Consider the following 23,778-nt stretch of genomic DNA (forward strand, 5'->3'; position numbering starts at 1 on the left):
CGGGCCTGATTTTTTAGCGGCTGAGCGGCGCTGTCGCCGCTTTCAGCCAGGTTTGCACCGCTTCATCCGAAATCAGCGGCAACAGCTTTTCCTGCGTTTCCTGATGATAGCTGTTCAGCCAGGACAGTTCTTCGTCCGTCAGCAGGGCTGTGACCACCAGGCGGCGGTCGATCGGGCAGAAGGTCAGCGTCTCGAAGCCCAGCATCGGCAAGTCGCCGCCATCGATTTCGCTGGCCGCAAATACATGAACCAGATTTTCAATGCGGATGCCGAATGCACCGGGGCGGTAGTAGCCGGGCTCGTTGGAGAGAATCATGCCGGGAAGCAGTTCCTGCATGGAAGCACGGGAAATGCGTTGCGGGCCTTCATGCACCGATAGATAGGAGCCGACGCCGTGGCCGGTGCCATGGGCGAAATCGGCGCCTGCCTTCCACAGCGCGATGCGCGCCAAGGGATCGAGATCGATGCCGCGCGAACCTTTCGGGAAGCGGGCAACGCTGATGGCGATCATGCCCTTCAGGACCAGCGTGAAGAAGCGGCGCTGTTCCTCGGGCACGGTGCCGATCGCGACGGTGCGGGTAATGTCGGTGGTGCCATTGATGTACTGGCCGCCGGAATCGATCAGGAACATGGTGCCATCGGCGATAGTGAGGTCGCTTTCGGTGGTGACCCGGTAATGCATGATCGCGGCATGTTCGCCAGCACCCGAGATGGTATCGAAGGAAATGTCCTTCAAAGGGTTCTGCATCCGCTGGCCAACAGCGGCGCGGCAGGCCTCCAGCTTTTCGACGGCGGCAATCTCGCTGATCGTCCCGGGCTGTGTCTGGTCTAGCCAGGCGAGGAATTCGACCATGGCGGCGCCATCCTGCAGATGGGCGCGGGCTGAGCCTTCTAGCTCGGCGGCATTCTTGCAGGCGCGGGGCAGGCGGGCGGGATCGATGGCCTCGATGATCGTGCCGCCGCCGACGCGAATGCGTTCGGCCAGCGCAAAAGGCGCATGGTCAGGATCGATCATGATCTTTTTGCCAGTCGCGGCAAGGGCTGCAATCTTGTCGTCGAAGGAGGATGGTGCCTCGAGGTTGGAGAGCTGGGTGAGGTAGGCTTCCTCCTCGATCCCGGCCTTGCGCTTGTCGAGGAACAGTTCGGCCGTGCCGTCGGCATGGACAACGGCGCGGGCGAGGGGGTGGGGGGTGTGTGGAACATCGCGGCCGCGGATGTTGAAGGTCCAGGCGATCGACGACGGGTCGGTCAGAACGACGGCATCGGCACCGGCCTTGGCGATCTCTGTGGCCATCGTTGCAAGCTTGTCCTTGGCGAGAATGCCGGAATGATCGAGCGGCTGGATCTTGACGCGGCCGAGTGGTGCGGCTGGCCGATCCTTCCATTGGCGGTCGAGCGGATTGTGGTCGAGGAAGACCAGCGAACCGCCAAGCCCTTCCAGAGCCTTTTCCAGCTTACGAACCTCGGCGCCCGTGTGCAGCCAAGGATCGATGCCGAGGCGGAAGCCTTTTTTACCATTGTGCTCCAGCCACAGATGCGGCGGCTCGCCGACGAGGTCGCCGCCGGTGAAAACCGTGCCATCGACCTGTTCCTTGAGCTGGGTGACGTAGCGGCCATCGACAAAGACAACCGCCTGTTGCAGCGTGATGAGGGCGATACCGGCGGAACCTGTAAAGCCGGTGAGCCAGGACAGGCGCTCGGCCGACGCCGGCACGTATTCTCCCTGGAACTCGTCAGCGCGGGGGACGAGAAAGCCATCGACATCCAGGGCGGCGAGCGCAACGCGCAGCGCATGGACGCGCTCTTTTCCGAATTGCGGAGTGGAGGTGACTGCAAAAGACTGGAACATGGATTTTTCCTGCGATGGGAAGAACCGGACCGGGATCGCGCGGTGCGAGGCAGATCGATTCCTCAAAAGATGCGGGCAGTCTAACGGAAACAACCGGCGCTGCGAAAGCCCGTCTTTATGGCCTGCAGTTTGTTGAACGATCTTTTCGTGTTGTCGAACGTATGCATCATGCGCATGGCACCCATGTTGCAATGCATCTGGACCAGTTTTCAGAATAGTCTATAAACCCGGTCAACGAACACGGACGCAAATCTGTTGTTCACGCGAATGCCGGAAGGCAAGAGCTGCACGGTCTGAACATGGTTGGTCATCCTTCTCCTCCTCCCTCCCGGGTGGCCGATTTCAGACTGTGAAGAGTCCGCTTGAGCGCTCCTCCTCCTCAAGCTCGCGGACATGACCGGCTTGCCGGTCAGCGGGCGATGCTTCGGCATCGCCTCTGTATTGAAAAACCCGCTTGTCCATGACGGACAGGCGGGTTTTCCTTTTATAGTCTTTGCAATTGCCGCCGGCCTATGGCCGGTCGAGATGGATCGTCACCCAGCCGTTGCGCCAGATGGTACGGACATGGCGCAGGTGCTGGCCATTATAGGCCGAGAGCACCTTCCAGCGCTGTGACGCAAGAATGCCCGACAGAATGACCGAGCCGCCCGGTGCCAGATGGCTGGCGAGCTGCGGTGCCATCTTGATCAGCGGCCGTGCCAGGATGTTGGCAATGATCAGGTCGAATGGGCCATGCGCCGCAAAAGCCGGGGAGTGAAAGCCGGGCGCCGTCACCGTGGTGATGCCGGTGGCGATGCCATTGCGTTTGACATTTTCGGCGGCAACGCGCGTGGCGATCGGGTCGATATCCGTTGCCAGAACCGGAACCGGCTTGATCTTGCGCGCCGCAATAGCCAGCACGCCACTGCCGGTGCCGAGATCGAGCGCATTGCGAACCTTGCGGGCGCGCATGACGGTTTCGATGACTTCAAGGCAGCCTGCCGTCGTGCCGTGATGGCCGGTGCCGAATGCCTGACCGGCGTCGATCTCGATGGCGATATCGTTCAGCCTGACCTTGTCGCGGTCATGCGAGCCGTGCACCAGGAAACGTCCGGCGCGCACCGGCGACAGGCCCTCCAGCGATTTGGCAATCCAGTCGACATCCGGAATGACTTCCCGCTCGATCGTCGCATCCGGAAACCGGGCGGCGACAACCTCGGCGAACCGCACCCGCATCTCTTCTTCTTCGTCGAAGTCGAGATAGAGCGACGCTTCCCAGATGTCCTTCTTCTCGTCCATTTCCATCGTGGCGATGGCATAGCCTTCGTCCTCGAAAGCATCGGTCATCAGGTCCAAAACGACTTCGGAGAGCTTTTCGGTCGTGGTGATGAAGAGGCGCAGGTCGGCCATGTCTTTGTCCTTGTCGGCAAGTGCTTGCCGTCGGGACGGCTTGCGGCGCTCTAGCATGCCGGGCGATGCGAGGTAAAGCGCAGCGCCTATTGCGCGCCGGGAATCCAGGGCGGTGGCGGGGTGTCCTGACCGGCAGCATTGCGCAGAAAGGCCGTCGAGACGCTGGGGATATGATTGACCAGCGGCAGCAGGAGCGAGCGCAACTTTGTCAGCACCGGATTTTTTAGATTGATGAAAGCCGTGTTTCGCCGGGTATCCCTGAGCACGGTTTTGACCGCTGGCATCCGCAGGCTGGAATAATCCTGCTCGCGGCCTTCCGATATCAGAAAGGCCAACCAGCAGGCATCCTCGATGCCGAGATTCATGCCGCGCGCACCGGCTGGTGAATGCACATGGGCGGCATCTCCGGCCAGAAACACATTGCCGCGGCTCATGGTCTCGACATGGCGGAAGCTGATGCGGAATTCCGAGCTCCAGGTCGGCTCCAGCACCATGGCTGGATGGTCGATGCGAGTTTCGAAATCCTCGTCCGTTGAAAGGTAGCGCAGCGTATCCTCATTCACCGGCAACCGGCCCAGAACGCCGGGATTGAGGAAGTTCATCTCGATGAAGCCGGTATCGACCGGCTGGGCATAGCGGTAGTCGGCGAGGAAGAAACGGCTCTCGATGGCATTGCCCAGGAAGGCAAACCCAAAGGCCTTGCGCACGGCGGAATGGGCTCCGTCCGCACCGATCAGCATGTCCGGCTCCACCGTTTCGATGCGGCCATCGGTATATTGGAGCGTGACCATCGGCTTTTTGACATCGCCGGATAACGCGGTGAGTTCGGTCGACCATTCCGGAACGATGCCGAACGCCGACAGCTTTTGCAGCAGCAGCCGTTCCGTTTCGCCCTGGGCCAGGATCTGGATCGGGCAATAGTGGCTGCGGAAGGTTTCGGTCTCCAGCGTTACCAGCGATCTTCCGCCCGCCGATATTTTGAATTTCGTCAGCCGCCGGGCCTTGGCAAGGATCAAAGCGCTGACGCCGGAAGCTTCCAGCAGGGTCAGGGTTCTGGCATTGACGCCGAGTGCCCGGCTTTCGTGGATGGGTGTCGGTCCGGCGGCCCTTGCCACGAGGCGGGATTTGAAACCCCGCCGCGCCAGTTCGAGTGCCAAGGCAAGTCCGGTTGGCCCGGCTCCAGCAATCAGGATGGACTTTCCGCTGCCTTCACCCATTAGCCCCTCGCGATGACCGTTTATTTCTTGGTCAGGTTTTCCAGTTTCTTGACTGCGGTCTCCGGATTTTCCTCATAGGCGATCGTGCCGCTGAACTTGCCCTTGGAGTCGAGCAGGAACACCGATGCAGTATGATCCATCGTGTAGTCGCCGCCAGGATTCTTTTCGTCCAGCGGCACCTTCTTGGCATAGACGCGAAAACCCTTGACCATCTCCATGACCTTGTCCGGCGGGCCGGAAATGCCGGTGATGCGCTTGGAGACGTTGGAGACGTATTGCCCGAGGACTTCCGGCGTGTCGCGTTCCGGATCGACGCTGATGAAATAGGCCTGCAGCTTGGTGCCGTCGGGATCGACCTTTTCCAGCCAGCCATTCAGTTCGAACAGGGTGGTCGGGCAGACTTCCGGGCAATGGGTGAAGCCGAAGAACAAGGCCGATGGTTTGCCGGTGAAAGCGGCCTGCGTGATCGGCTGTCCGGTCTGTGAAACCAATTCAAAGGGGACACCGAACGGACCGGCTGCGATCTCTTCCTTGCCCGTGGTCATCTGGAAGCTGATCCAGCCAAGTGCAGCTGCGACGACGGCAACGGCCGCCCAAAGAACGATGCGAAGTGTTTTCATGATGATGTCCGCTCAAACCTGCCAAATATCGCTGTTCAGATAGCGGTTTGGTTCGGACGTTGCAAAACATTACGCTGCCAGCGTCAAAATGCGGCAGGCTTCGTCAAAAACACCAGGATATGCCGTTTTCAGCCATCGTCAGCAGCATTTCCGGACCCTGGACGATCCACCCGAGAAAACCGGCAACGCACAGAAGCAGGCCGACACCGCCAAGGGCAGAGATCATCAGGGAACGCGGCTTTCTTCCATCATCGTCGTGCATGAAGCAATGATATCCTGTGGGCTTCGACATTGAAAGCCGTTTCGCACCGGCTATGGTGCGGCGGAAGGCCTCTCTAGCCTGTCCCCGCACAAGAATTCGGCGATCATTTTAGCAAAAGTTTAATTTCTGTTTGCCATGTTCTAGGCGCGTGAAGGGGTGCCTGTCCCCTTGCTGACATGACGTCGCCGGTTTTTATCCAGTCCGGTCTTCCGCATCATCGCTCCTTCCCCATGTCTGCAAATCTTTTGCTGCATTCAAGAACTGGATACATGCTGCATGACGTCATTTGAAAAGTTCGATCGCAAACTGTCTGTCGGTCAGCGCCTGGGAACGCTTGGCCTTGCGGCCTTTGTCGGTTTCGGTGCGATGCTGGCGGTTGGCTGGTATCAGAATTCGAAAGTAAACGAGGCTCTGGACAAGGCCGCCGTCGCGCAGAGCGCCATCAAAAATGCCAGCGGCATGCGGCTGACCGGCATCGAGATCGTTCTGGCGGCCATGGATACAATTGTCGACCGGGATGAGCGCAAGGTTTCACCCGAACGATTGAAGATCATCGCCGATTCGATTGCCGCGCTGAACGCCAGCAAGGCAGACGCTGTTGCCCTGGCTGCCTCGGTTAGCAAGCCGGAGATCATGGCGACGTTCGACGCCGACCTTGCCGAACTGACGCAGGCCGCGCAAATCGACCTGAAGCGGATGGTGGAGGAGGGCGCGGCGCCCGAGGCCTTCGGCGCCATCGACGACGCGATCGACGGTGCTGGCGAGCGGATGACTGTTTCCCTGGACAAGCTCTCCGACGAGGCTGGTCAACTGCTGGTTTCGCGTCTCAACGAAGCAACCGGTCTTTCCGCCCAATCCATCCTGCTGCAAATCGGGCTTGGCCTGGCTGCTATGGCCTCGCTGCTGGGCCTGCTCTATTTTCATGGCAACGTTTTACGTCGCGGCATCTTTTCGGTGCGCGACAGCATGCAGCGCATTCTCAAGGGTGACGATCAGGCATCCGTTGATGGTGTGGCCCGAGGCGACGAACTCGGCGAGATGGCCCGCGCAGTCGAAATGTTCCGGATGGCTGCGATTGAAAAGCAGAGCATTGAATTGTCGGTCGCTGCCAACCGCAATGAGCATGAGGCGGAGCGCGAAGCGCGCGATGCGGCAAGTGCTGAAGAGGCCCGGCAGGTTCAGCGCGCAGTTGTTGCCCTCGGGCAGGGGCTTAACCGCCTGTCCGACGGCAATCTGACTGCGACGATCGATCAGCCGTTCCGGCAGGACCTGGAAACGCTGCGTCAGGACTTCAACCACACCGTCGAGAAGCTGCAGGGCGTCCTATCCAACGTTCAGGAAAACAGCAGTTCGATCCAGTCGAACAGCCGCCAGATGCGTGGTGCCGCCGACGATCTTGCCAAGCGCACCGAACAGCAGGCGGCCTCGCTCGAGGAAACCTCTGCCGCTCTCGATCAGATCACCGTCACTGTGCGTACCGCCACACAGCGCGCCGAGGAAGCCAGCCGGATGGTTGGCGAAACCCGCAACAATGCCGAGGAATCCGGCCGTATCGTCGGCGAAGCCGTCGAAGCCATGGCCCGGATCGAAAACGCATCCGCGGAAATCGGCAAGATCATCAATGTGATCGACGAGATCGCCTTCCAAACCAATCTGCTCGCGCTGAATGCCGGTGTCGAGGCCGCCCGCGCCGGTGAGGCGGGCAAGGGCTTTGCAGTTGTGGCACAGGAAGTGCGCGAGCTTGCCCAGCGGGCTGCCGGTGCAGCGAAGGATATCAAGGTGCTTGTCGGCCGTTCCAGCAGCGAAGTCGGAACGGGCGTCAAGCTGGTGCAGGCAACCGGCGAAGCGCTCGGCCGGATCGGCACGGATGTGGTGCGGATCAACGAACACATGACGTCGATCGTCAGTGCCGCGCGCGAACAGTCGGTTGGCCTCCAGGAAATCAACACCGCGATCGGTCAGCTGGACCAGATGACCCAGCAGAATGCCGCCATGGTCGAACAGACCAATGCCGCAAGCCATACTTTGGCGCAGGATGCCGAGGGGTTGACCGCACTGATCGGCCAGTTCCAGCTCAGTGGCGCGTCTGCCCGCCCCATCCATCAGCCTATTCGCGTCGCCACGCCAGCGACCACGCGTCCCGCACCATCCCCCGCCAAAGCCCTGATGGGCAAGCTGGCGGGCGCCTTCAACAGCCCCGCGTCATCCGTGCCAAAGGCATCGGGTTCCGCCGAAAATTGGGAAGAGTTCTGATCATGTCAAACGCAATCAAGCAGTCCGGTGCCTATCTGGAGATCGTGTCGTTCCATCTGGGCGATCAGGAATTCTGCATCGACATCATGGCGATCCGCGAAATCCGCGGCTGGGCGCCGGTGACGCCGATGCCGCACACGCCGCCTTACGTGCTGGGCCTGATCAACCTGCGCGGTGCCGTTATCCCGGTCATCGACATGGCCTGCCGCCTCGGCATGAAGATGACGGAGCCGTCGGAACGTTCGGCGATCATCGTCACCGACATCGCCGGCAAGCTGGTCGGTCTGCTGGTCGAGCAGGTTTCCGACATGATGACGATCAAGAGCGAAGCACTGCAGCCGGCTCCGGAAATCATTCCGGAAGCGCAGCGCGCCTTCTGCCGCGGCATCGTTGCCCTGGAAAAGACCATGGTCTGCTTCCTCAATCTCGATACCGTCATCGCCGACGAACTGGCGCAGGCTGCTTAATTCAGCCGCCTTGAGCAGAAAAAGACGCCATCGGTGAACCGGTTGGCGTCTTTTGGAGTTTGGGCAGTTGGATGCTTGCGAAATGTGTCGCCCGCATTGTGCGTTGCAGCAGTTGCGAATAGCATTCCTGTGCGATGCGTAACCCCAGGAGATTGCCCGTGAAATGCTTGCTGCTCGTCGATATCCAGAACGGCTTTTGCTCCGGCGGAAACCTCGCTGTCCCGGATGGCGAAGCGGTCGTTGTTGTCGCCAACCGGCTGATGGCTGAGGGCGGCTATGATCTGGTCGTTGCATCGCAAGACTGGCATCCGGCTGACCATGGCAGCTTTGCCTCGCAGCATCCGGGCCGCCACCCATTCGAAATGGGTATGCTTCACGGCAAGCCCCAGATGCTCTGGCCGGATCATTGTGTGCAGGGGACGCCTGACGCCGATTTCCATCCGGCACTGGATAGGGCTCGCATAGACCACGTTCAGCCCAAGGGGGAAAACCGTAACGTCGACAGCTATTCGGCTTTTCGTGACAATGATCACGAGGCGCTGACTGGGCTGTCCGTTTACCTGGTCGACCGTGGCGTCGATCAACTCGATGTCTGCGGTCTTGCAACAGACTATTGCGTCAGGGATTCGGTCCTTGACGCAATTCTGCTGATCCCCGGTATTTCCGTTCGGCTCGTCGTCGATGCGTGCCGAGGCATTGATCCGCAAGGTGTTACAGCGGCTATCGCCGGTATGTCGGCTGCGGGGGCAACCATCGTCACGTCTGCCGGCGTGATGGCTGAAGCCAAGGACGGTGTTTCTACTTCGGAGCGCCTTTTTCCCAGGTAACCGGCTGTTCGAACAGTGGAATGGTCGAGATCGACATCTTGGCGGAACCGTCGGTCAGTTCGCGCGAATGGGCGAGGTAGATCAGCGTATTGTTCTTTTTGTCGTAAACGCGGGTGACGACAAGCTTCTTCCAGATGAGGGAAAGCCCCTCGCGAAACACTTCCTCGCCTTCCTGGCCAAGCTCGATATCGCCGATCGTCACCGGTCCGGTCTGGCGGCAGGAGATTGAATTGTTTGACGGGTCCTCGAACCAGTTGCCGTTCTTCAGGCGGTCAATGACGCTGCGGTCGAAGTAGGTGACATGGCAGGTGACGCCCGAGACCTTCGGATCGCTCACGGCATCGATGGTAATGTCGTTGCCGAGCCAGTCGACGCCGACTTCGCCGACCGTTTCGGCTTGCGTGGAAAACCCGGCAAGGCTTGTCGCAAGAAAGGCGCAGGCACTGATGAAACGGATGGGAAGCGGCATTGTTGGTTCTCCGGATGCGATGCCACAGACATAGGATGGGCGGCGGGCAATGCAAGCGGCGCGCGCGTGGATGGCGCATCGGTGTTGGTGCCGCAGGCCGAAGGATGGCCAACGCCGTTCGATAGGCGTTTTAGCCGGTATTGGATAGTGGCCGGGCCGATTCCATGCTTCCATCTGCGGCCGCTCGCATCTGGGCTGCTGCCCCTGCCAGCGCCCGGGCACTCGCGGTAGAGGTTGCATGCAGGGATCCGGCGATGCTCAACCTGTCGCGTCCCAGTGCCTTGGCCTCATAAAGCGCGATATCGGCTTGAACCATAACCTGTGCCAGGGACCCGCCCGGATCGGCCATTGCCATGCCGATGCTGACAGTCAGCGCAATATCTGAGCCTCGATCCGTTCCTGCCGGTGCCGTTCTGACGGCGGTGCACAGCGCGTCGGCAAGTTCGGCTGCTTCGAGCCTGCCAATGCCGCTCAGCGCGACGCCGAATTCTTCGCCCCCCAGCCGCCCAAGGATGCCGCGCCCGGCAAGAGTTTCGCAGATGGTCCGGGTAAAATGCCTGAGAGCTGCATCACCACCGGGGTGGCCATGGGCGTCGTTGATTTGCTTGAAGCGGTCAAGGTCGAGCAGCATGAATGCGGTCTGTCGGCCGGATGCCGCGGCAATTGCGAGCATCCGCTCGAACTTCGCCATGAAAGCGCGGCGCGACAGCGCACCGGTCAGGTCGTCATGGGCGATCAAATGGCGGAGATTGGCGATCATCCGCCCATGCAGCATCAGGGTGATACCAAGGAAAAACAATGGCATGCTGAGAACTTGTGCAGCCAGTAGCGCCGTTGCCCCAATGTGCGGATCCATGACATTTCCAAACATTCCGAAACCGGTGGTGAGGCTTGCAAGCTGCAGGGCATGAAGGGCGGCGACGGCGAATGCAGCCATGCAGCAGAATAGCATATAGGGCGCGATCGCCTGCTCTTTCGGCCAATGGCGGACGATCGTCATTCCGATGAAGAGGCAGACAAGGCTGGAAAGGCCGGTGCCAATGGCGGTCTGTGCCGAAACGTGGCCGGCAGCACGGCTGAGGAACAGCAGAACGGCACCAAGGACGGCAAGCGCAACGGCGAGTGGCCAGCCGCTGGGCGACGGCCTGCCAAGGAACACCCTGAAGCCGTTCAGGATCAGCAGACAGGCTATCACTGTCGATATCGAGCCCAACCCTGCGTGGGACCACGCGGGAGTAATATTTGCAGTCAGATCGAAGGCTGTTGCCAGCATTTCAATGCCGCAGGCGGCGCCGAAACTGGCGGTACCCGGCACACTTGATTTGCGCAGGGACAGAAGCACTGGAAACATGACCGCGAGAGAGATGGCTGCGATGGCGGAAAGAAAGCTCATAGATGCGAATTCCTGCCGAATGAGTGCTTAAAAAGGTTCAGGTCCGTTCATGCGGATAAGCCCGAATTCGTAGTGCCGCCGTTTTAATTTTTTCCGCCGAAATTCGCTGCAATTTTAGCCAATCCGCCCGCGTTTATGGGTTTTCACCACTATTTTTCCGCGACATCAGTGCAATCGATATCTACCTATGATTTTGGGAGTACCGATATGCACGTGCAGTATTTCCGCGACCCCGAGTTTCATTCTGCCGTTTGTTGTGGTGGCAGGGGGAAGGGGTGGCTTTTGCGCCGAAACCGGAAGTGGGTCGCCAGAGGGGTTGATGCCATGGATGTTGCCTGAAAATAGGTTACGCCGGGGAGTGTATCAAACAATCGTGTGCCCCGGCCGAGCAGGACAGGGGCGATGTGAATGCACAATTCATCCAGCAGACCCGCTTCGACGAACTGCCGGGCGGTTGTCGCACCACCCATGACACAGACGGACTTATCACCCGCCGCTGCCTTGGCCATCCGGAGTACAGCCGCGGGCTCCTCATTGACGAAGGTGAAAGTCGTCGGGCCCATCACATGCTTGTCGCGCAAACGGTGCGTCATGACGAAACATGGCATACCGAAGGCTCCATCTTCGCCCCATTCTGGTACGCCGACATCATAGGTGGTCCGGCCGATAATGAAGGCGCCGGTCTGCGAAAACATATCCTCTGCTGCCTGCCGGTCCAATGCATCAGGTGGCGTCGCTTCAGTGCCGAACAGCCAGGCATGCAACGCCTCGCCATTCCTGCCGAGCGGGTGTTCATGGGAGATATCCGGGCCTGCGGCAAAGCCGTCGAGCGACAGGCTGATGTCGAGAAAAACATGGCTCATCTGAGCGTCTCCTTATTCTCGCCAAAAATAAAGGGTCTGAGACCGGACGCAAATGCAGTTTTTTTGAGCTTCAAGTTCAATGCGCGGGGATATTCCCGCGTTGTTACGGCTCGCGATACCGTTATTTCTGGGCGGGAAGAATGCCTTCACCGCTTTTGCCTGCGGCTGTTCCGTTTCTCCGATGTCCACCTTGCTCCCTGATATTCTTGGAGCCCGTGTAAAGGAATTGGTTACCATACTTTGTCATTCTTTTGATCGACCGGCAGGCCCCGGCAAGCGCGCAGTTCGGCGCATCGTGGGCTTTGGACCGGCCTCGGCGGCAATGTGTCTTGTTGCTCTCCGATTGAGTAATGCGTTTCGGGTAACGAGTATCATGGCGTTTGCGGTCGAAAAGTTCAGTCACGTTACCCCTTCCGGCAAGGCAGGGGGGCGTTCCAGGCAATCGTCGCGGTTTCTCTCCGGCGCCACCGTTGTCGGCATCGGCATTGCAGCCTCGGTTTGGATGGTCGCGACATTTGCAGCGATGCAAAGCATGGGGCCTTCGCTGCCGTCCAGCAAAGGGCCGCGGCTGGAGGCGTCGCTCGGACTTAACCCGATCATGCACGATGCTCCCCAGCAGCGTATTGTACGTCTTTCCAAGTTTTCGCGGCTCACCGTTCTGCCGCGCATGAACCTCGTCGCCCATGCCGCACCGCAAAAGAGCCTGGCCGCGATCGCCATGGTCAAGCCAGCCGTGGACTTCGTCGAAAAGACACAGGTTCTGGCGCTGGCGAATGCTGCGGCAGCAAGGGGCGATGCTGTGATCACCGGCTCGACCCCGGTTTCGGCCAACGCGCTGGTCGAAACCGTCTCGCTCAAGGATCAGGGTCTTGCCAAGCCATTCAGTCTGGTTATGCCGGAGCAATCGTCGGCTCTCGACGGCACGCTTCCCGATCTGGGGCCGCTGCCGCTCGCCAAGCCGCGAAGCCTTGCAGATGTGGCCGGAAGGCCTGACGAACGGGCTAAAAAGCCGGCAGCCAAAGAACTTGCCTACGCCAAGCCGGACTTCCCCATGGATGACGACAACGAAGTTCGTCCGTCCTTCAGTGGCAAGAAGGGGGTTGCCTACTACGATATCTCGGCTGGCGTGGTTTATATGCCGAACGGCGAGAAGCTGGAAGCGCATTCCGGCATCGGTAAGATGCGTGACAATCCGAACTATGTTCATGTCAAAATGAAAGGCCCGACGCCGCCCGGCACCTATAAAGTGACGATGCGCGAATCGCTCTTCCATGGCGTTGCCGCCGTGCGGCTGACGCCGGTGGATGGCGTCGCGCCACATGGCCGCGACGGCCTGCTGGCGCACAGCTATCTTCTTAGAAACCGGGGCGACTCGCATGGATGCGTCGCCTTCGAAGAATATCCCCGCTTCCTGAAGGCCTTCAAGCGTGGCGAGATCAGCCATATGGTCATCGTCAAGAGCATGAAGGGCTTTTCCGCGCCGAAGCGCACCTTTGCATCGCTGTTTTCCAAGGGCGCCTGACCGGTTCTTCGCGTCTGGGCGGTCTGATCCCGCGGCCGTGAGACGGTGGGTGATGCCGATAGGGATCGCTCCACGATCCTTGCCGCCACAATGTGCCCTGTAGGGGCTACACACGGTGATCTCAGCCGCCTGTTTCCCATACTCCCATATGCTGCTCGCAGATCACTCGCAGATCAGAAGACACGCTCCTTCATAATATGCTAATGTACGGGCATCAGGAGGGGGACATGTTAACTCCTTATAGGGTGAGCGCTGTTGCGTTTGGATTCCTGTACTGTAGCGCGACATTGATCATGGCGGCCGAGCCGATCGGCAAGGCCGTCGAGATCAGGACTGCGGTAACAGGGGCTGGCGGAGATTTTTCGATCAACGATCCGGTGCACCGGGACGAGCGTATTCGGACGTCCAAATCAGGCCTTGGTCAGTTCGTGTTCCGGGATGGTACCAAGCTTGCTGTCGGCTGGGGCTCGTCAGTGGTTGTCGACAAGTTCGTTTTCGACGACACCAACTCCGTGAAGAAGCTGACAATCAAGGCTGCCAAGGGAACGTTTCGCTGGGTGAGCGGAAAATCCAAACACACGGCCTATGAAATTTTGACGCCGGCCGGGACGATCGGCGTGCGCGGCACTGCCTTCGATTTCTACGTCGGTGCCGATGGCACAACGGCAGTGGTCATGCTCGGAGGCGCGGCTAGTTTTTGCGGTGCGGGTGGCTGCAAGCAACTGACCCGGCGCTGCGATTGCATCATTGCCAAGCGCAACGGCAACATGACCGATGTTCGCCGCGTCAATCGAACCGTTTTCAAGACATTGGGTAATGCCAGGGCACTGCCGTTCCTGTCAGGCAATCAGAAGCTTTCGGGTAGCAGTGGCTATGGCGGCTGTGGTCTTGCTTCGGCGGTTGATGTCCAGCGTGATGACCGTGCGCCCCGCAATGAAAGGGAAGTGCGTCCTACCCCGAACAGTCCTGGCAAAATTGATACGCCGGAAGAACAGAAGCCCAATGACGACAAGCCTGACAAGCGGAGCGATAACAAGCCCGATAAACCCCATCGTGACAGACCCGGCAACGATAAGCAGCATCACGAACATCACGAACATCACGAACATCACGATGATGGCGATGACAAGCCCGGTGGTCATGGTCAGCATGATGGGGGAGACAGCAACAACGACAAGCATGATGGAGACAACAATGATCGTGGCAAACATGGGGGAAGGGACCATAACGACGGACGCTCCCACCATGGTCACAAGGGCGACCGCGACAAGGCGAATCACGATTAGCGATCGGCCTTAAATGTGTGGAGGGAAAGCTTGTTCTTCATTCCTCGACGTCGCGCAGTTTATTTCGCCGGCGTGTCATCCCCTTGGGGCGCCTTGTGCGAAAAATGCTCGGTCCTGCGCGAGATTCGGCGATAGAATTCCACCATATCTGTCTGGAACACTGCGGCTTTGCGCGTGGCAGCACGCACCGTTTCCCGCGCGGCTGGCGACCGCGCCGCCAACGCTTCGATCATTCGTGCGTGAGCGTGTTTCAGTTCGATAAACTCGGCCGATTGGGCGAGACTTTCATCTCCTAGCACGGCGAAGGTGCGGGTTCGCGTGCTCTTTCCTTTCAGGGGCAGGGCTCCGGCTTCGAGCACGGCGTATTGCGGGGCGAGGCTGGCGGTGTTTTCCGATACCAGAATATCGAAGCAAACGTCCTTGCATGCCGTTTCGATGCGCGCGGCAATGTTGACCGTGTCGCCCACAGCCGAGTAGTTGAAATGGGTTTCGGCGCCCATGTTGCCGACGCAGGCAAGCCCGGTATGGACACCGATACCGATGCCGACGGTTTGGCCGCCGCCGAAGCCGAACGCATCCTCGGCGTTGAGGCGGGCAAGCGTTTGCCGCATAGCCAGCGCCGCATGGACAGCCTTGGACGCATGGTCGTTAACGTCAACAGGCGCATTCCAGAAGGCCATGATCGAATCGCCGATGAACTTATCGAGTGTTCCCTCATTGGCGATGACGTGGCGGCTGAGTGCGTCAAGGAAGGTGTTCAAAAACCCGACGACCGCGGCGGGCGTCAGCCGCTCGCTGATCTCGGTAAAGTTTCGGACATCGACGAACATCACCGTCAACTCCCGATCGTCGCCGCCGAGGCGCAGGGCATTCTGCGTATGTTCGATGCGATAGAGCAGGGAGGGAGAAAGATAGTGGCCAAAGGCGGCCCGGACTGCCCTGCGCTCCCGGTCGATCACCAGGAAGCGAAATGCGGTCGCGGAAAAATGCGTGATCGACCCGCTGATGATCGGCGCCAAAGGGTCGACGAGAAGGCCGCCATAGAGGAAAGCGAGCCAGGAGGCGGCAAGAGCGAGCGCCGTGATCAGCAGGCCGCAGGCAAGCGCCATCGCCGGGCTGACGAACGTTGTCAGGACGACGAGCACCGTGCCGACCAGCGCGATGCCGAGGATTTCAAGCCCGTCGGCCCAATCCGGCCGCGACAAAAAACGGCCCGACAGAATTTGCTCGACGATCTGGGCCTGTAGCGAAACACCGGGTACGTTTTGGCCGAGGGCGGTCGTGCGGATATCCTGAAGGCCGGCGGCGGATGTGCCGACGAACACGATACTGCCGTCTATCTTCGCTGCTGTCCCGGCCGGGATATCACTGTCCGTGAGGATGTTGGTTGCGGAAACATACCTGCCGGCATTGTCAGGCGTGACATAGAGCCACAATTCTCCCGCTGCTGTTACCGGGACGATGAATTCGCCAATCTTGATCTGGGTTATCGTGTCCGGTACATCGGGGGCGTCCGCGAGCAGATAGGTGGATGCTCCCTGGGCGACGCGCAATGCTTCCAGCGCAAGGTTGGGGTAGAGCTGTTTACCGTCGCTCAACAACAATGGCACGGTGCGCACGACGGCTGATGGATCGCCGGGGTTGAGGCTGATATGCCCGATACCTGCGGCATTGGCCTCAAGCTGCGGCCGCAGCGGCGTTGCGCTGAGGATGCGGGGCGGCGCGTTGAATGGCGGTTCGCCGGTAAAGGCAAAGCCGGCCTTCATCCCGGGACGGCTGTTTCCTTCATTCGAGAGTGCAAAGCCGAGCACCACGGGTTTTCCGGCAATCGCGTGCGCGAAAGTTTCGTCATTATCCGGCAGCCGTGCCAGGAGCGACGGATCTATCCCTGCGATGTCACGAACGACTGTGCGGGGGGAAAGCCGGTCGGGCTCCGAAAAGAGGATGTCAAAGGCGATGGCAGATGCACCCATGCCGGAAAGCCGGTCAACCAGCTTGGCCATGCGGTCCCTTGGCCACGGCCACTGACCGAATTCCTTCAGCGAGGCCTCGTCTATATCGACCACGCGAACCGGCATATCCTGAAAGGCACGGGGCACGATGCGCTGATATTCATCAAACGCCACTTCGCGGGCCTGTCTCATCACCTGCGGATCGCTTGCTCGCAGGATCGTCAGGACTGCTACGATCACCAGACCGACAATGACGCCAATTTGCTGCGCGCGTGTCATCTACGCCATCCGCCCCCAAGGTCCCGGAGCTTAACACGTGCGACGTCAATGGGAAAAAGGCATGTCCGGCGGTGTGCGTGCCTTTTTCTGATACAGCGGTGGGAGCCGGAGGGCAGCACGGGATGTGCCCGCAAGGTTGGGGAATTGCCACCGTCAGCACCGTGCTCTAATCCCATCTGCACTCTTTGGGGGCGGCTTTCATGCGAATCAATGCGATCACGAATTGGGCCTATGGCGTGACATTCGTCCTGACCGTGCTTTCCGGCGGTGCGTTCATCCTGTCGGCCAACAGCGCCAATGAGGAGCGGCTGGCGGTCGAAGAGCATCTGGCGTTGGATACGCTTGCGGAAGAATTGGCGCTCGGGGCCGAAGAGCGAAGCGACGAAGCCCGTCTATACGTGATGCGCGGTGATGAACGCCATCTGGAAGCGTTCCATGTCAAGGAGGGTGAGGAGCGCCGCCGGGAGGTGGCTATCAAGAATGTCAGGGCACAGGGCGCTTCATCTGCGGAACTGGCAGAACTTCAAGAGATCGAGCAGAATGCCGAGGCGCTGGACAAGATCGAGGTTGCCGCAATCGACGCCTATCGCAACGGCGACCGGGCGGCTGCACAGGAGGCACTCTTTGGCGCTGAACATGAACGTCTGCAGACGGATCTGCTGGAAAGTGTGGCGCGATTTCGCGATCTGACCAGCGCCCGGACCGGTGCCGCACTGAACGATGCCCGGTTGAGGAGCGATTGGTTCGGCATTGTCGCCAAGACCATGCTGGGACTGACGGCAGTGCTATTTCTCGGCGTTCTCTACTTCGTGCTCAGGCGCCGCATCGCCATGCCGCTGATGCGCATGACGGGTATCGTCGCGCGGCTGGCAAAGCAGGATTATGCGGTGGAAGTTCCGTTGGACCACCGGCGTGACGAAATCGGCGAGATGAATGACGCCATCCACATTTTCCGCACCAACGGCCTTGAGCGCGACCGCCTGGATGCGGAACGGCGGCTCGATCAGCAGACCAAGGATCTGATCCTGCAGATGATGCACCGGCTGCAGGCCTGTCAAACGCAGGGTGAACTGGCGGATGTCGTCGCACGGTTCGCGCCGCAGATATTCCCCAATCTTGCCGGACATCTCTACATTTTCAATGAAAGCAGGACATTGCTGACGACGGCCGGAAGCTGGCTTGATCCGCATCAATCGGCAGCTTCCTTTGCGTCCAGCGCCTGCTGGGGACTGCGCCGTGGGCGGCCGCATCTGAGCAATCGCGGCCATAGTGACATTGCCTGCCAGCATCTCGATGAGAGCAATCTCGCCGGGCTCTGCGTGCCGCTGACGGCGCAGGGCGATACGATCGGGCTGCTCTATTTCGAGGAACGGTCCGATGCTGTGGCGCAGGTCGAGACGTCGCGGCTTTATCTGGAACTGATCGCCGAAAATATTGGTCTGGCCGTTGCCAATCTGCAGTTGCGCGAAAAGCTGACCCAACTTGCTGTGCGCGACGCGCTGACCGGATTGTTCAACCGGCGCTGGCTGGATGAAACCCTCAACCGGCATGCCCGCGAAGAAGTGGCCAATCCACTGGTCTGCCTGATGGTCGACATCGACCATTTCAAGCGTTTCAACGACGAGTTCGGCCATGACGCGGGTGATGTGGTCATGCAATATGTGGCGCAGATCGTCATCGACACGGTGGGCGAGGCCGGCAGCGCCTACCGCTTCGGCGGCGAGGAGTTTACGGTACTTCTGCCGGGCATGACCGAGGCGGCAGGGTTCGACTTTGCCGAACAGCTGAGGACCAGGATCGGCACCGCGCCGCTGTCGCATCGCGGCCGGATCCTGGGCTCGGTGGCTGTTTCGATCGGCGTGGCGTCAGCGCCCGCTGGTGGAACCGTGCCGACATTGCTGACGCGGGCCGATGCGGCACTGCTGAACGCAAAGGCGGGTGGACGAAACATGACCGTGTCAGCGTCGAAACTGATCCTGAGCGAGGCCCGGGATCTGGTCTGAACCCGGATAGTAGGCTCCTCTCCCAACACCCCGATCCGAAGCCGGGGCGTCCGGCATCACCCGTTGGCCCCGGCGTTTGGCTTCAGCCGAATTGTGCCGCCAGATTGCCGAGGATCGCTGTCCAGCCCTGTTCGTGCCCTTGGCGTGCTTCCTCGCTTTTGAATTTCACATGCCGCACGATGATCTCCGTGCTCTCCGGGCCAAGTTCCGCAAGGTCTATGGTCACCACGCTGTCATCAAGCGAGTAGGGAGATTCCCAGGTGAAGGATAGATGGGCAAAGGGATCGATCTCCAGATAGGTACCGCCATGCGGGATTTCCTTCTCGGGCGTGACCATGACGATCGAGAAGCGTCCGCCCTTAATCGGATCATTGCTGACTTTGGCCGGCTTGGAGCCCGGCAAAGGCGTCATCATGAATTTTGCCAGCATCTGCGGCGAAAGCCAGGCGTTGAACACTCTTTCGCGCGAGGCGGCGATCTTGCGGCTCACTGTCAGTTCAAGCTCTTTCATCGTCCTGATCCTTTGAAACGAGTAGTTTTTCAAGCGCCGAAAGGCGCAGGTCCCAGATGGATTTCAATTGCGAGAACCAGTTCTCGGTAAGCGTGAGCGGGTCGAGCTCCGCCGCGATGAAATGTTCGCGGCCGAGTGTGCGGCGCGTGACAAGCCCTGCTTCCTCCAGAACCTTGATATGTTTGGAAACGGAATTCAGCGACATGTCGAAATGGGCAGCGAGCGCGGTCACCCTCAACGGTCCCTCCTGCACGAGCAACGTCAGAATATGCCGCCGCGTGGTATCGCCAGCGGCCTTCAGAAGCCGTGAAAGAGCATCATCGTCCATTCATTCACCCTTGTGGTTGAGTATATCTTGTGCGGTCGATAGTCAACCAGATGGGTGAATATTTCTGACCGGTCGTCTAACGGCGCCAGTCAGACCCCAGGATTGAAGCCAAATATTAGTTGACGCTTAAATTTCTCGGGCGTATTTTTCGACCGTGGAGACGAAGGGCCTAGCTGTTGCGAAGGCGGGTAACGTAATGGGCCGAGCGGGCCTATCCTAAACGCATCCATTACAACAAGCTCGACAGAGACGGATACTTCGCGGCCTCGGAACCGGCGTTGATCACAGCGTCGCTCAGGACCGCGCTTCGAGATTGGCCGCGCCAAAGTGGTGTCGGCTGAGTTAACGACGGCAATCTGAGAAGGGACCATCGCGATGATGCACCTAAGTAACCGTTGGAATGCCCCGTGATCTCGGCCCGGCAGAATTTGCGAGTGCAGCAGTCTCGAGCAGCGCTGCACCATATGCCGGGGTGCAGCGGAACCCGTTCATCGGCATGCGGCAACAATAACAGGAAGGACTTCGTTATGACTGAGAAAGTTCTTTTCACTGGCAAGACTCCTAATACCAGCGGTCGCGATGGAGGGGCACGCAGCAGCGACGGCCTGCTGGACATCAAGATGAAGCAGCCGCATCCGGCCGCCGAAAATCTCTTCGGTGCCGCCTGGTCGGCCTGCTACATGGGTGCGATCGAGGTCGCCGCCTCCCAGAGAAACATCAAGCTTCCGCCGGGTACAGCGGTCGATGCCGAGATCGATCTGAACTCAGACGAAGGCGCCTATTTCCTGCGGGCACGCCTCAACGTCAGCGTACCGGGCGTCGACCCTGCGGTCGCCCGCGAACTGCTCGTTGCCGCACACAGCATTTGCCCGTACTCCAAGGCGACGCACGGCAATATCGAAGTTGCGACCAACCTCCTCTGAACCGCATCTCTTGGGTCTGCCTGCGTGATTGTGCAGACCCAGCTCTCCTCGGATGGAAACCTGCGCACGCCGGGCAAGGAGCGAATGTGCTGGTTAACGCTGATCTGGATGACACCTAGGGGTAGCAAGCAGAACATTCGCCCAGCCTAGTAAATGGCGCTAATTCGCCGTTCAGGTTTATTCTGACTTCACACCTTCTCCACAAACCCGTCCAGCACCCGCTTCTGTCCCGCCCGGTCAAAGTCGATCGTCAGCTTGTTGCCTTCGATCACGGCAATATTGCCGTTGCCGAACTTGATGTGGAACACCCGGTCGCCGACGACAAATTTCGAGGGCTCGTCGATCTTTGACTTGGCGATCAGTTCGCCGTCGATGGTGCGGGCCTTTGGGCCGCTTTCGCCATAACCGATGCGCTCGATCGAGACGCCGGAGCGGTTGCCCCAATTGTCGCGGGTGGCGTCGGTCTTGTTGGCCTGGGCGCGTTTCCAGCCGGGGGTGGAATAGGTGTTGGCGAACGGTTCCTGCTTGTCGAAGCGAGACTGGCCGTAGCCGCCGCGATTATAGCCGCCATAGGACTGTTCGGCCTCCGAGACTTCGACGTGGGTGGTCGGCAGTTCGTCGAGGAAGCGCGACGGCAGGGTCGATTGCCACAGGCCGTGGATGCGGCGGTTGGAGACGAACCAGATGTGGCAGCGGCGCTTGGCGCGCGTCAGGCCGACATAGGCAAGGCGGCGTTCTTCCTCCAGCCCCGAGCGGCCGCCTTCATCGAGCGCACGCTGGTGCGGAAACAGGCCTTCTTCCCAGCCGGGCAGGAAGACGGTCTCGAATTCAAGGCCCTTGGCCGAATGCAGGGTCATGATCGAGACGGCGTCGAGCTCGGCATTCTGCTCGACATCCATCACCAGCGCGATGTGTTCGAGAAAGCCGCGCATACTTTCGAACTGTTCCATCGAGCGGATCAGTTCCTTCAGGTTTTCCAGCCGCCCGGGGGCTTCGGCCGATTTGTCGTTCTTCCACATATCCGTATAGCCGGACTCCTCAAGGATGGTCTCGGCAAGCTCGGTATGCGGTGTATTTTCAAGCAGGCCCTGCCAACGCTGGAACATCGAGACGACATCGAACAGCGACTTGCGCGGTTTTGGCTTCATCTCGTCGGTTTCGATGATATCGGCTGAGGCTGCAAGCATCGGGATATCGCGCTTGCGGGCATAGTCGTGCAGGGCACGCACCGTAGTGTCGCCGAGGCCGCGCTTGGGCGTATTGACGATGCGTTCGAAAGCGAGGTCGTCGGCTGGCTGGCAGACGAGGCGGAAATAGGCGAGCGCATCGCGGATTTCGAGGCGCTCGTAGAAGCGCGGGCCGCCGATAACGCGGTAGTTCAGGCCGAGGGTGACAAAGCGGTCTTCGAACTCGCGCATCTGGAAGGAGGCGCGCACCAAGATCGCCATATTGTTGAGCGGGTGCTGCGTGCGTTGCAGCTGTTCGATCTCCTCGCCGACGGCGCGGGCTTCCTCTTCCGAATCCCAGGCGGCGTGGACCTGCACCTTGTCGTCATTGGGGTCGGTGCGGTCTGTGAACAGCGTCTTGCCGAGACGGCCTTCATTATGGGCGATGAGGTGGCCGGCGGCACCCAAAATGTGCGCGGTGGAGCGGTAGTTGCGCTCAAGCTTGACCACCTTGGCGCCGGGGAAATCCTTCTCGAACCGCAGGATGTTGTCGACCTCGGCTCCGCGCCAGCCATAGATCGACTGGTCGTCGTCCCCAACGCAGCAGACGTTCTGAGGAACGCCCTTCGGCCGCTGGGCAAGCAGGCGCAGCCACATATACTGGGCGGTGTTGGTGTCCTGATATTCGTCGACAAGGATATAGCGGAACTTGTCGTGATACTCGCGCAAGACATCGGGATGAGCGCGGAACATGCGGATCGGGTGCAAGAGCAGATCGCCGAAATCGCAGGCATTCAGCGTCATCAGCCGGGCTTGGTAGGCGGCGTAGAGCTCGCGGCCTTTTCCGTTGGCGAACGAGCGGGCGTCGCCCTCGGGGATGTCGGCGGGGCCAAGACCCTTGTTCTTCCAGCCGTCGATCATCTGGGCAAACTGTTTGGCCGGCCAGCGCTTGTCGTCGATACCGTCGGCTTGGATCAACTGCTTGACGAGACGCACGACGTCGTCGGTGTCGAGAATGGTGAAGGAGGATTTCAGCCCGACCAGTTCGGCATGGCGGCGCAAAAGTTTGACGCCGATCGAATGGAACGTGCCCATCCACGGCATGCCTTCGACGGCGCCACCGACGAGAACGCCGACGCGCTCTTTCATCTCGCGGGCTGCCTTGTTGGTGAAGGTGACGGCGAGGATTTGTGAAGGGAAGGCGCGGCCCGACGCAAGGATATGGGCGATGCGGGTGGTGAGCACGCGGGTCTTGCCGGTGCCGGCGCCGGCAAGCACCAGAACCGGGCCATCCAGCGCTTCCACAGCTTCGCGCTGTTCCGGGTTGAGGCCGGAGAGATAGTCGGGAACACGGTGCTGGTCGCGGGCTGCCATGGCGCGCGCGGCGATGCCGCCTGTGGGCGCAGGCGGGGCCGGCTGCGGGCTCACGCCACGCTGCGGGCGCGGCGCCGGTTCCTCATCGAAGAAGGGAATATCGTCAAAACCATTGCTCATGCGGCTCAATGTAGTGATTCGGAGCCGAAAGGCCAGAATTCCGTTCTGCTTTTATTCCAGAATGTCCAGCTTGCTTGTGGAGACAACCGCTTTTTGGCCGCGATCAGGGCTGATGATCGGCATTGAAGACGGGATCGATGGGAAGCTGCAGGGTTGTCGCCAGCTGGTTGGTCTTGGCGGCAAGCGCGATGACGCGCAGCAGATCGGCGTGTTGTTCACCCGACATGCCCTTGGCTTTGGCGGCTGCCGTATGGGAATGGGCGCAGTAGCCGCAGCCATTGGTGACGGAAACGGCGATATAGAGCATTTCCTTGACGAGCGGATCGAGCGCCGACGGCGTTGCCATCACGGCTCTCACTTCCGCCCAGGTCTTTTCGAGCAGATCGGCATCGAAGGCGAGATAGTGCCACATATTGTTGATGAAGTCGGATTTACGGGTCGCGCGGATGTCGTCAAAGACGGCTTTGACGCGCGGATTGGATTCCGGGTCCGGGTGTTTTGCGATGGTGCTCATGGGGGTCCTCCGATCGGCCCAGGCTAGAACCGTGAGGCGTCTTGTCGAGCGCCGTGAAGGGCCCGAGGGACCGAAAAGGGCTTTTGTTACAATTGCGTAATGATGGCATTCTAGCATTGCCTGCAGTGCAGCAAAAAGAGATAGTTGCCGCAATAACGGGTTTCGCGCGCCATAGTGGCCGAAACACGCCT

20 protein-coding genes are annotated in these 23,778 nt (G+C 60.0%); 7 read left to right on the forward strand and 13 right to left on the reverse strand.

The features are described from left to right. Nucleotides 1-13: 13 nt before the first annotated feature. The 5 genes from ACP7E0_RS02455 to ACP7E0_RS02475 all read right to left on the reverse strand — a co-directional run bounded on the left by ACP7E0_RS02455 (nt 14) and on the right by ACP7E0_RS02475 (nt 5,337). Nucleotides 14-1,849, reverse strand: coding sequence for an aminopeptidase P family protein (locus tag ACP7E0_RS02455; protein ID WP_426122729.1), 1,836 nt, complete (start codon nt 1,847-1,849; stop codon nt 14-16). A 510-nt stretch (nt 1,850-2,359) separates the two neighbouring features. Further along, the gene (locus ACP7E0_RS02460) at nt 2,360-3,238 is read right to left on the reverse strand and encodes a 50S ribosomal protein L11 methyltransferase (protein WP_426122730.1); all 879 of its coding nucleotides are present in this window, start codon (nt 3,236-3,238) and stop codon (nt 2,360-2,362) included. Nucleotides 3,239-3,324: 86 nt separating this feature from the next. Beyond that, on the reverse strand, nt 3,325-4,455 hold the full coding sequence (locus ACP7E0_RS02465; protein WP_426122731.1) for an FAD-dependent oxidoreductase: 1,131 nt from the start codon (nt 4,453-4,455) through the stop codon (nt 3,325-3,327). Nucleotides 4,456-4,475: 20 nt separating this feature from the next. Continuing rightward, nucleotides 4,476-5,075: an SCO family protein gene (locus ACP7E0_RS02470; protein ID WP_426122732.1), complete on the reverse strand. Its 600-nt coding sequence runs from the start codon at nt 5,073-5,075 to the stop codon at nt 4,476-4,478. A 103-nt stretch (nt 5,076-5,178) separates the two neighbouring features. After that, nucleotides 5,179-5,337 (reverse strand): hypothetical protein, encoded by a 159-nt coding sequence (locus tag ACP7E0_RS02475; protein ID WP_426122733.1) that lies wholly within the window; start codon nt 5,335-5,337, stop codon nt 5,179-5,181. 276 nt (nt 5,338-5,613) lie between these two features. Between ACP7E0_RS02475 and ACP7E0_RS02480 the strand changes: the two genes are divergently transcribed. The 3 genes from ACP7E0_RS02480 (at nt 5,614) to pncA (ending at nt 8,884) form a co-directional block, all read left to right on the forward strand. Continuing rightward, on the forward strand, nt 5,614-7,590 hold the full coding sequence (locus tag ACP7E0_RS02480; RefSeq protein ID WP_426122734.1) for a methyl-accepting chemotaxis protein: 1,977 nt from the start codon (nt 5,614-5,616) through the stop codon (nt 7,588-7,590). Between the two features lie 2 nt (nt 7,591-7,592). After that, the gene (locus tag ACP7E0_RS02485) at nt 7,593-8,057 is read left to right on the forward strand and encodes a chemotaxis protein CheW (protein ID WP_037096270.1); all 465 of its coding nucleotides are present in this window, start codon (nt 7,593-7,595) and stop codon (nt 8,055-8,057) included. A 158-nt stretch (nt 8,058-8,215) separates the two neighbouring features. Continuing rightward, the gene (pncA, locus tag ACP7E0_RS02490) at nt 8,216-8,884 is read left to right on the forward strand and encodes a bifunctional nicotinamidase/pyrazinamidase (protein ID WP_426122736.1); all 669 of its coding nucleotides are present in this window, start codon (nt 8,216-8,218) and stop codon (nt 8,882-8,884) included. Here pncA and ACP7E0_RS02495 read toward each other — a convergent pair. From ACP7E0_RS02495 to ACP7E0_RS02505, 3 genes are all read right to left on the reverse strand, one after another. Then, nucleotides 8,856-9,353 carry a CreA family protein gene (locus tag ACP7E0_RS02495; protein WP_426122738.1) on the reverse strand — a complete coding sequence of 166 codons (498 nt, stop codon included), beginning with the start codon at nt 9,351-9,353 and terminating at the stop codon, nt 8,856-8,858. The two genes, pncA and ACP7E0_RS02495, sit on opposite strands and share 29 nt — an antisense overlap. Before the next feature lie 130 nt (nt 9,354-9,483). Further along, complete coding sequence (locus ACP7E0_RS02500) at nt 9,484-10,746, reverse strand: GGDEF domain-containing protein (protein ID WP_426122739.1); 1,263 nt, start codon at nt 10,744-10,746, stop codon at nt 9,484-9,486. Nucleotides 10,747-10,985: 239 nt separating this feature from the next. After that, the gene (locus tag ACP7E0_RS02505; protein WP_426122741.1) at nt 10,986-11,609 is read right to left on the reverse strand and encodes a dihydrofolate reductase family protein; all 624 of its coding nucleotides are present in this window, start codon (nt 11,607-11,609) and stop codon (nt 10,986-10,988) included. Nucleotides 11,610-11,982: 373 nt separating this feature from the next. Between ACP7E0_RS02505 and ACP7E0_RS02510 the strand changes: the two genes are divergently transcribed. Then, nucleotides 11,983-13,131: a DUF2778 domain-containing protein gene (locus tag ACP7E0_RS02510; protein ID WP_426122743.1), complete on the forward strand. Its 1,149-nt coding sequence runs from the start codon at nt 11,983-11,985 to the stop codon at nt 13,129-13,131. Between the two features lie 227 nt (nt 13,132-13,358). Continuing rightward, nucleotides 13,359-14,417, forward strand: a complete 1,059-nt coding sequence (locus ACP7E0_RS02515) for a FecR domain-containing protein (RefSeq protein WP_426122744.1) — start codon at nt 13,359-13,361, stop codon at nt 14,415-14,417. 59 nt (nt 14,418-14,476) lie between these two features. On the opposite strand, the gene ACP7E0_RS02520 is transcribed toward ACP7E0_RS02515, so the two are convergent. Further along, a complete protein-coding gene (locus ACP7E0_RS02520) occupies nt 14,477-16,648 on the reverse strand; it encodes a CHASE2 domain-containing protein (protein ID WP_426122746.1) in 2,172 nt (723 codons plus the stop codon). Between the two features lie 200 nt (nt 16,649-16,848). On the opposite strand from ACP7E0_RS02520, the gene ACP7E0_RS02525 reads away from it, so the two are divergent. Continuing rightward, nucleotides 16,849-18,651 carry a diguanylate cyclase gene (locus tag ACP7E0_RS02525; RefSeq protein WP_426122748.1) on the forward strand — a complete coding sequence of 601 codons (1,803 nt, stop codon included), beginning with the start codon at nt 16,849-16,851 and terminating at the stop codon, nt 18,649-18,651. Between the two features lie 82 nt (nt 18,652-18,733). Here ACP7E0_RS02525 and ACP7E0_RS02530 read toward each other — a convergent pair whose 3' ends face one another. Further along, entirely contained in the window at nt 18,734-19,162 is a 429-nt protein-coding gene (locus ACP7E0_RS02530; protein ID WP_426122749.1) for an SRPBCC family protein, read from the reverse strand. Then, nucleotides 19,149-19,490 carry an ArsR/SmtB family transcription factor gene (locus tag ACP7E0_RS02535; protein ID WP_426122750.1) on the reverse strand — a complete coding sequence of 114 codons (342 nt, stop codon included), beginning with the start codon at nt 19,488-19,490 and terminating at the stop codon, nt 19,149-19,151. The genes ACP7E0_RS02530 and ACP7E0_RS02535 overlap by 14 nt, the downstream gene beginning before the upstream one ends. A gap of 527 nt (nt 19,491-20,017) precedes the next feature. Here ACP7E0_RS02535 and ACP7E0_RS02540 point away from each other — a divergent pair. After that, complete coding sequence (locus tag ACP7E0_RS02540; RefSeq protein WP_426122751.1) at nt 20,018-20,413, forward strand: Ohr family peroxiredoxin; 396 nt, start codon at nt 20,018-20,020, stop codon at nt 20,411-20,413. Between the two features lie 188 nt (nt 20,414-20,601). On the opposite strand, the gene ACP7E0_RS02545 is transcribed toward ACP7E0_RS02540, so the two are convergent. Both ACP7E0_RS02545 and ACP7E0_RS02550 read right to left on the reverse strand, forming a co-directional pair. Further along, on the reverse strand, nt 20,602-23,073 hold the full coding sequence (locus tag ACP7E0_RS02545; protein ID WP_426122753.1) for an ATP-dependent helicase: 2,472 nt from the start codon (nt 23,071-23,073) through the stop codon (nt 20,602-20,604). A 103-nt stretch (nt 23,074-23,176) separates the two neighbouring features. After that, entirely contained in the window at nt 23,177-23,587 is a 411-nt protein-coding gene (locus tag ACP7E0_RS02550) for a carboxymuconolactone decarboxylase family protein (protein WP_426122754.1), read from the reverse strand. Nucleotides 23,588-23,778: the final 191 nt, after the last annotated feature.

The sequence above is a fragment of the Pararhizobium sp. PWRC1-1 genome, from assembly GCF_049897905.1.
Classification (GTDB): domain Bacteria; phylum Pseudomonadota; class Alphaproteobacteria; order Rhizobiales; family Rhizobiaceae; genus Pararhizobium.

Coding starts and splice junctions, on each gene's coding strand:
- ACP7E0_RS02455 (WP_426122729.1), bottom strand. CDS start 1,849: ATGTTCCAGTCTTTTGCAGTCACCTCCACTCCGCAATTCGGAAAAGAG.
- ACP7E0_RS02460 (WP_426122730.1), bottom strand. CDS start 3,238: ATGGCCGACCTGCGCCTCTTCATCACCACGACCGAAAAGCTCTCCGAA.
- ACP7E0_RS02465 (WP_426122731.1), bottom strand. CDS start 4,455: ATGGGTGAAGGCAGCGGAAAGTCCATCCTGATTGCTGGAGCCGGGCCA.
- ACP7E0_RS02470 (WP_426122732.1), bottom strand. CDS start 5,075: ATGAAAACACTTCGCATCGTTCTTTGGGCGGCCGTTGCCGTCGTCGCA.
- ACP7E0_RS02475 (WP_426122733.1), bottom strand. CDS start 5,337: ATGCACGACGATGATGGAAGAAAGCCGCGTTCCCTGATGATCTCTGCC.
- ACP7E0_RS02480 (WP_426122734.1), top strand. CDS start 5,614: ATGACGTCATTTGAAAAGTTCGATCGCAAACTGTCTGTCGGTCAGCGC.
- ACP7E0_RS02485 (WP_037096270.1), top strand. CDS start 7,593: ATGTCAAACGCAATCAAGCAGTCCGGTGCCTATCTGGAGATCGTGTCG.
- ACP7E0_RS02495 (WP_426122738.1), bottom strand. CDS start 9,353: ATGCCGCTTCCCATCCGTTTCATCAGTGCCTGCGCCTTTCTTGCGACA.
- ACP7E0_RS02500 (WP_426122739.1), bottom strand. CDS start 10,746: ATGAGCTTTCTTTCCGCCATCGCAGCCATCTCTCTCGCGGTCATGTTT.
- ACP7E0_RS02505 (WP_426122741.1), bottom strand. CDS start 11,609: ATGAGCCATGTTTTTCTCGACATCAGCCTGTCGCTCGACGGCTTTGCC.
- ACP7E0_RS02510 (WP_426122743.1), top strand. CDS start 11,983: ATGGCGTTTGCGGTCGAAAAGTTCAGTCACGTTACCCCTTCCGGCAAG.
- ACP7E0_RS02515 (WP_426122744.1), top strand. CDS start 13,359: ATGTTAACTCCTTATAGGGTGAGCGCTGTTGCGTTTGGATTCCTGTAC.
- ACP7E0_RS02520 (WP_426122746.1), bottom strand. CDS start 16,648: ATGACACGCGCGCAGCAAATTGGCGTCATTGTCGGTCTGGTGATCGTA.
- ACP7E0_RS02525 (WP_426122748.1), top strand. CDS start 16,849: ATGCGAATCAATGCGATCACGAATTGGGCCTATGGCGTGACATTCGTC.
- ACP7E0_RS02530 (WP_426122749.1), bottom strand. CDS start 19,162: ATGAAAGAGCTTGAACTGACAGTGAGCCGCAAGATCGCCGCCTCGCGC.
- ACP7E0_RS02535 (WP_426122750.1), bottom strand. CDS start 19,490: ATGGACGATGATGCTCTTTCACGGCTTCTGAAGGCCGCTGGCGATACC.
- ACP7E0_RS02540 (WP_426122751.1), top strand. CDS start 20,018: ATGACTGAGAAAGTTCTTTTCACTGGCAAGACTCCTAATACCAGCGGT.
- ACP7E0_RS02545 (WP_426122753.1), bottom strand. CDS start 23,073: ATGAGCAATGGTTTTGACGATATTCCCTTCTTCGATGAGGAACCGGCG.
- ACP7E0_RS02550 (WP_426122754.1), bottom strand. CDS start 23,587: ATGAGCACCATCGCAAAACACCCGGACCCGGAATCCAATCCGCGCGTC.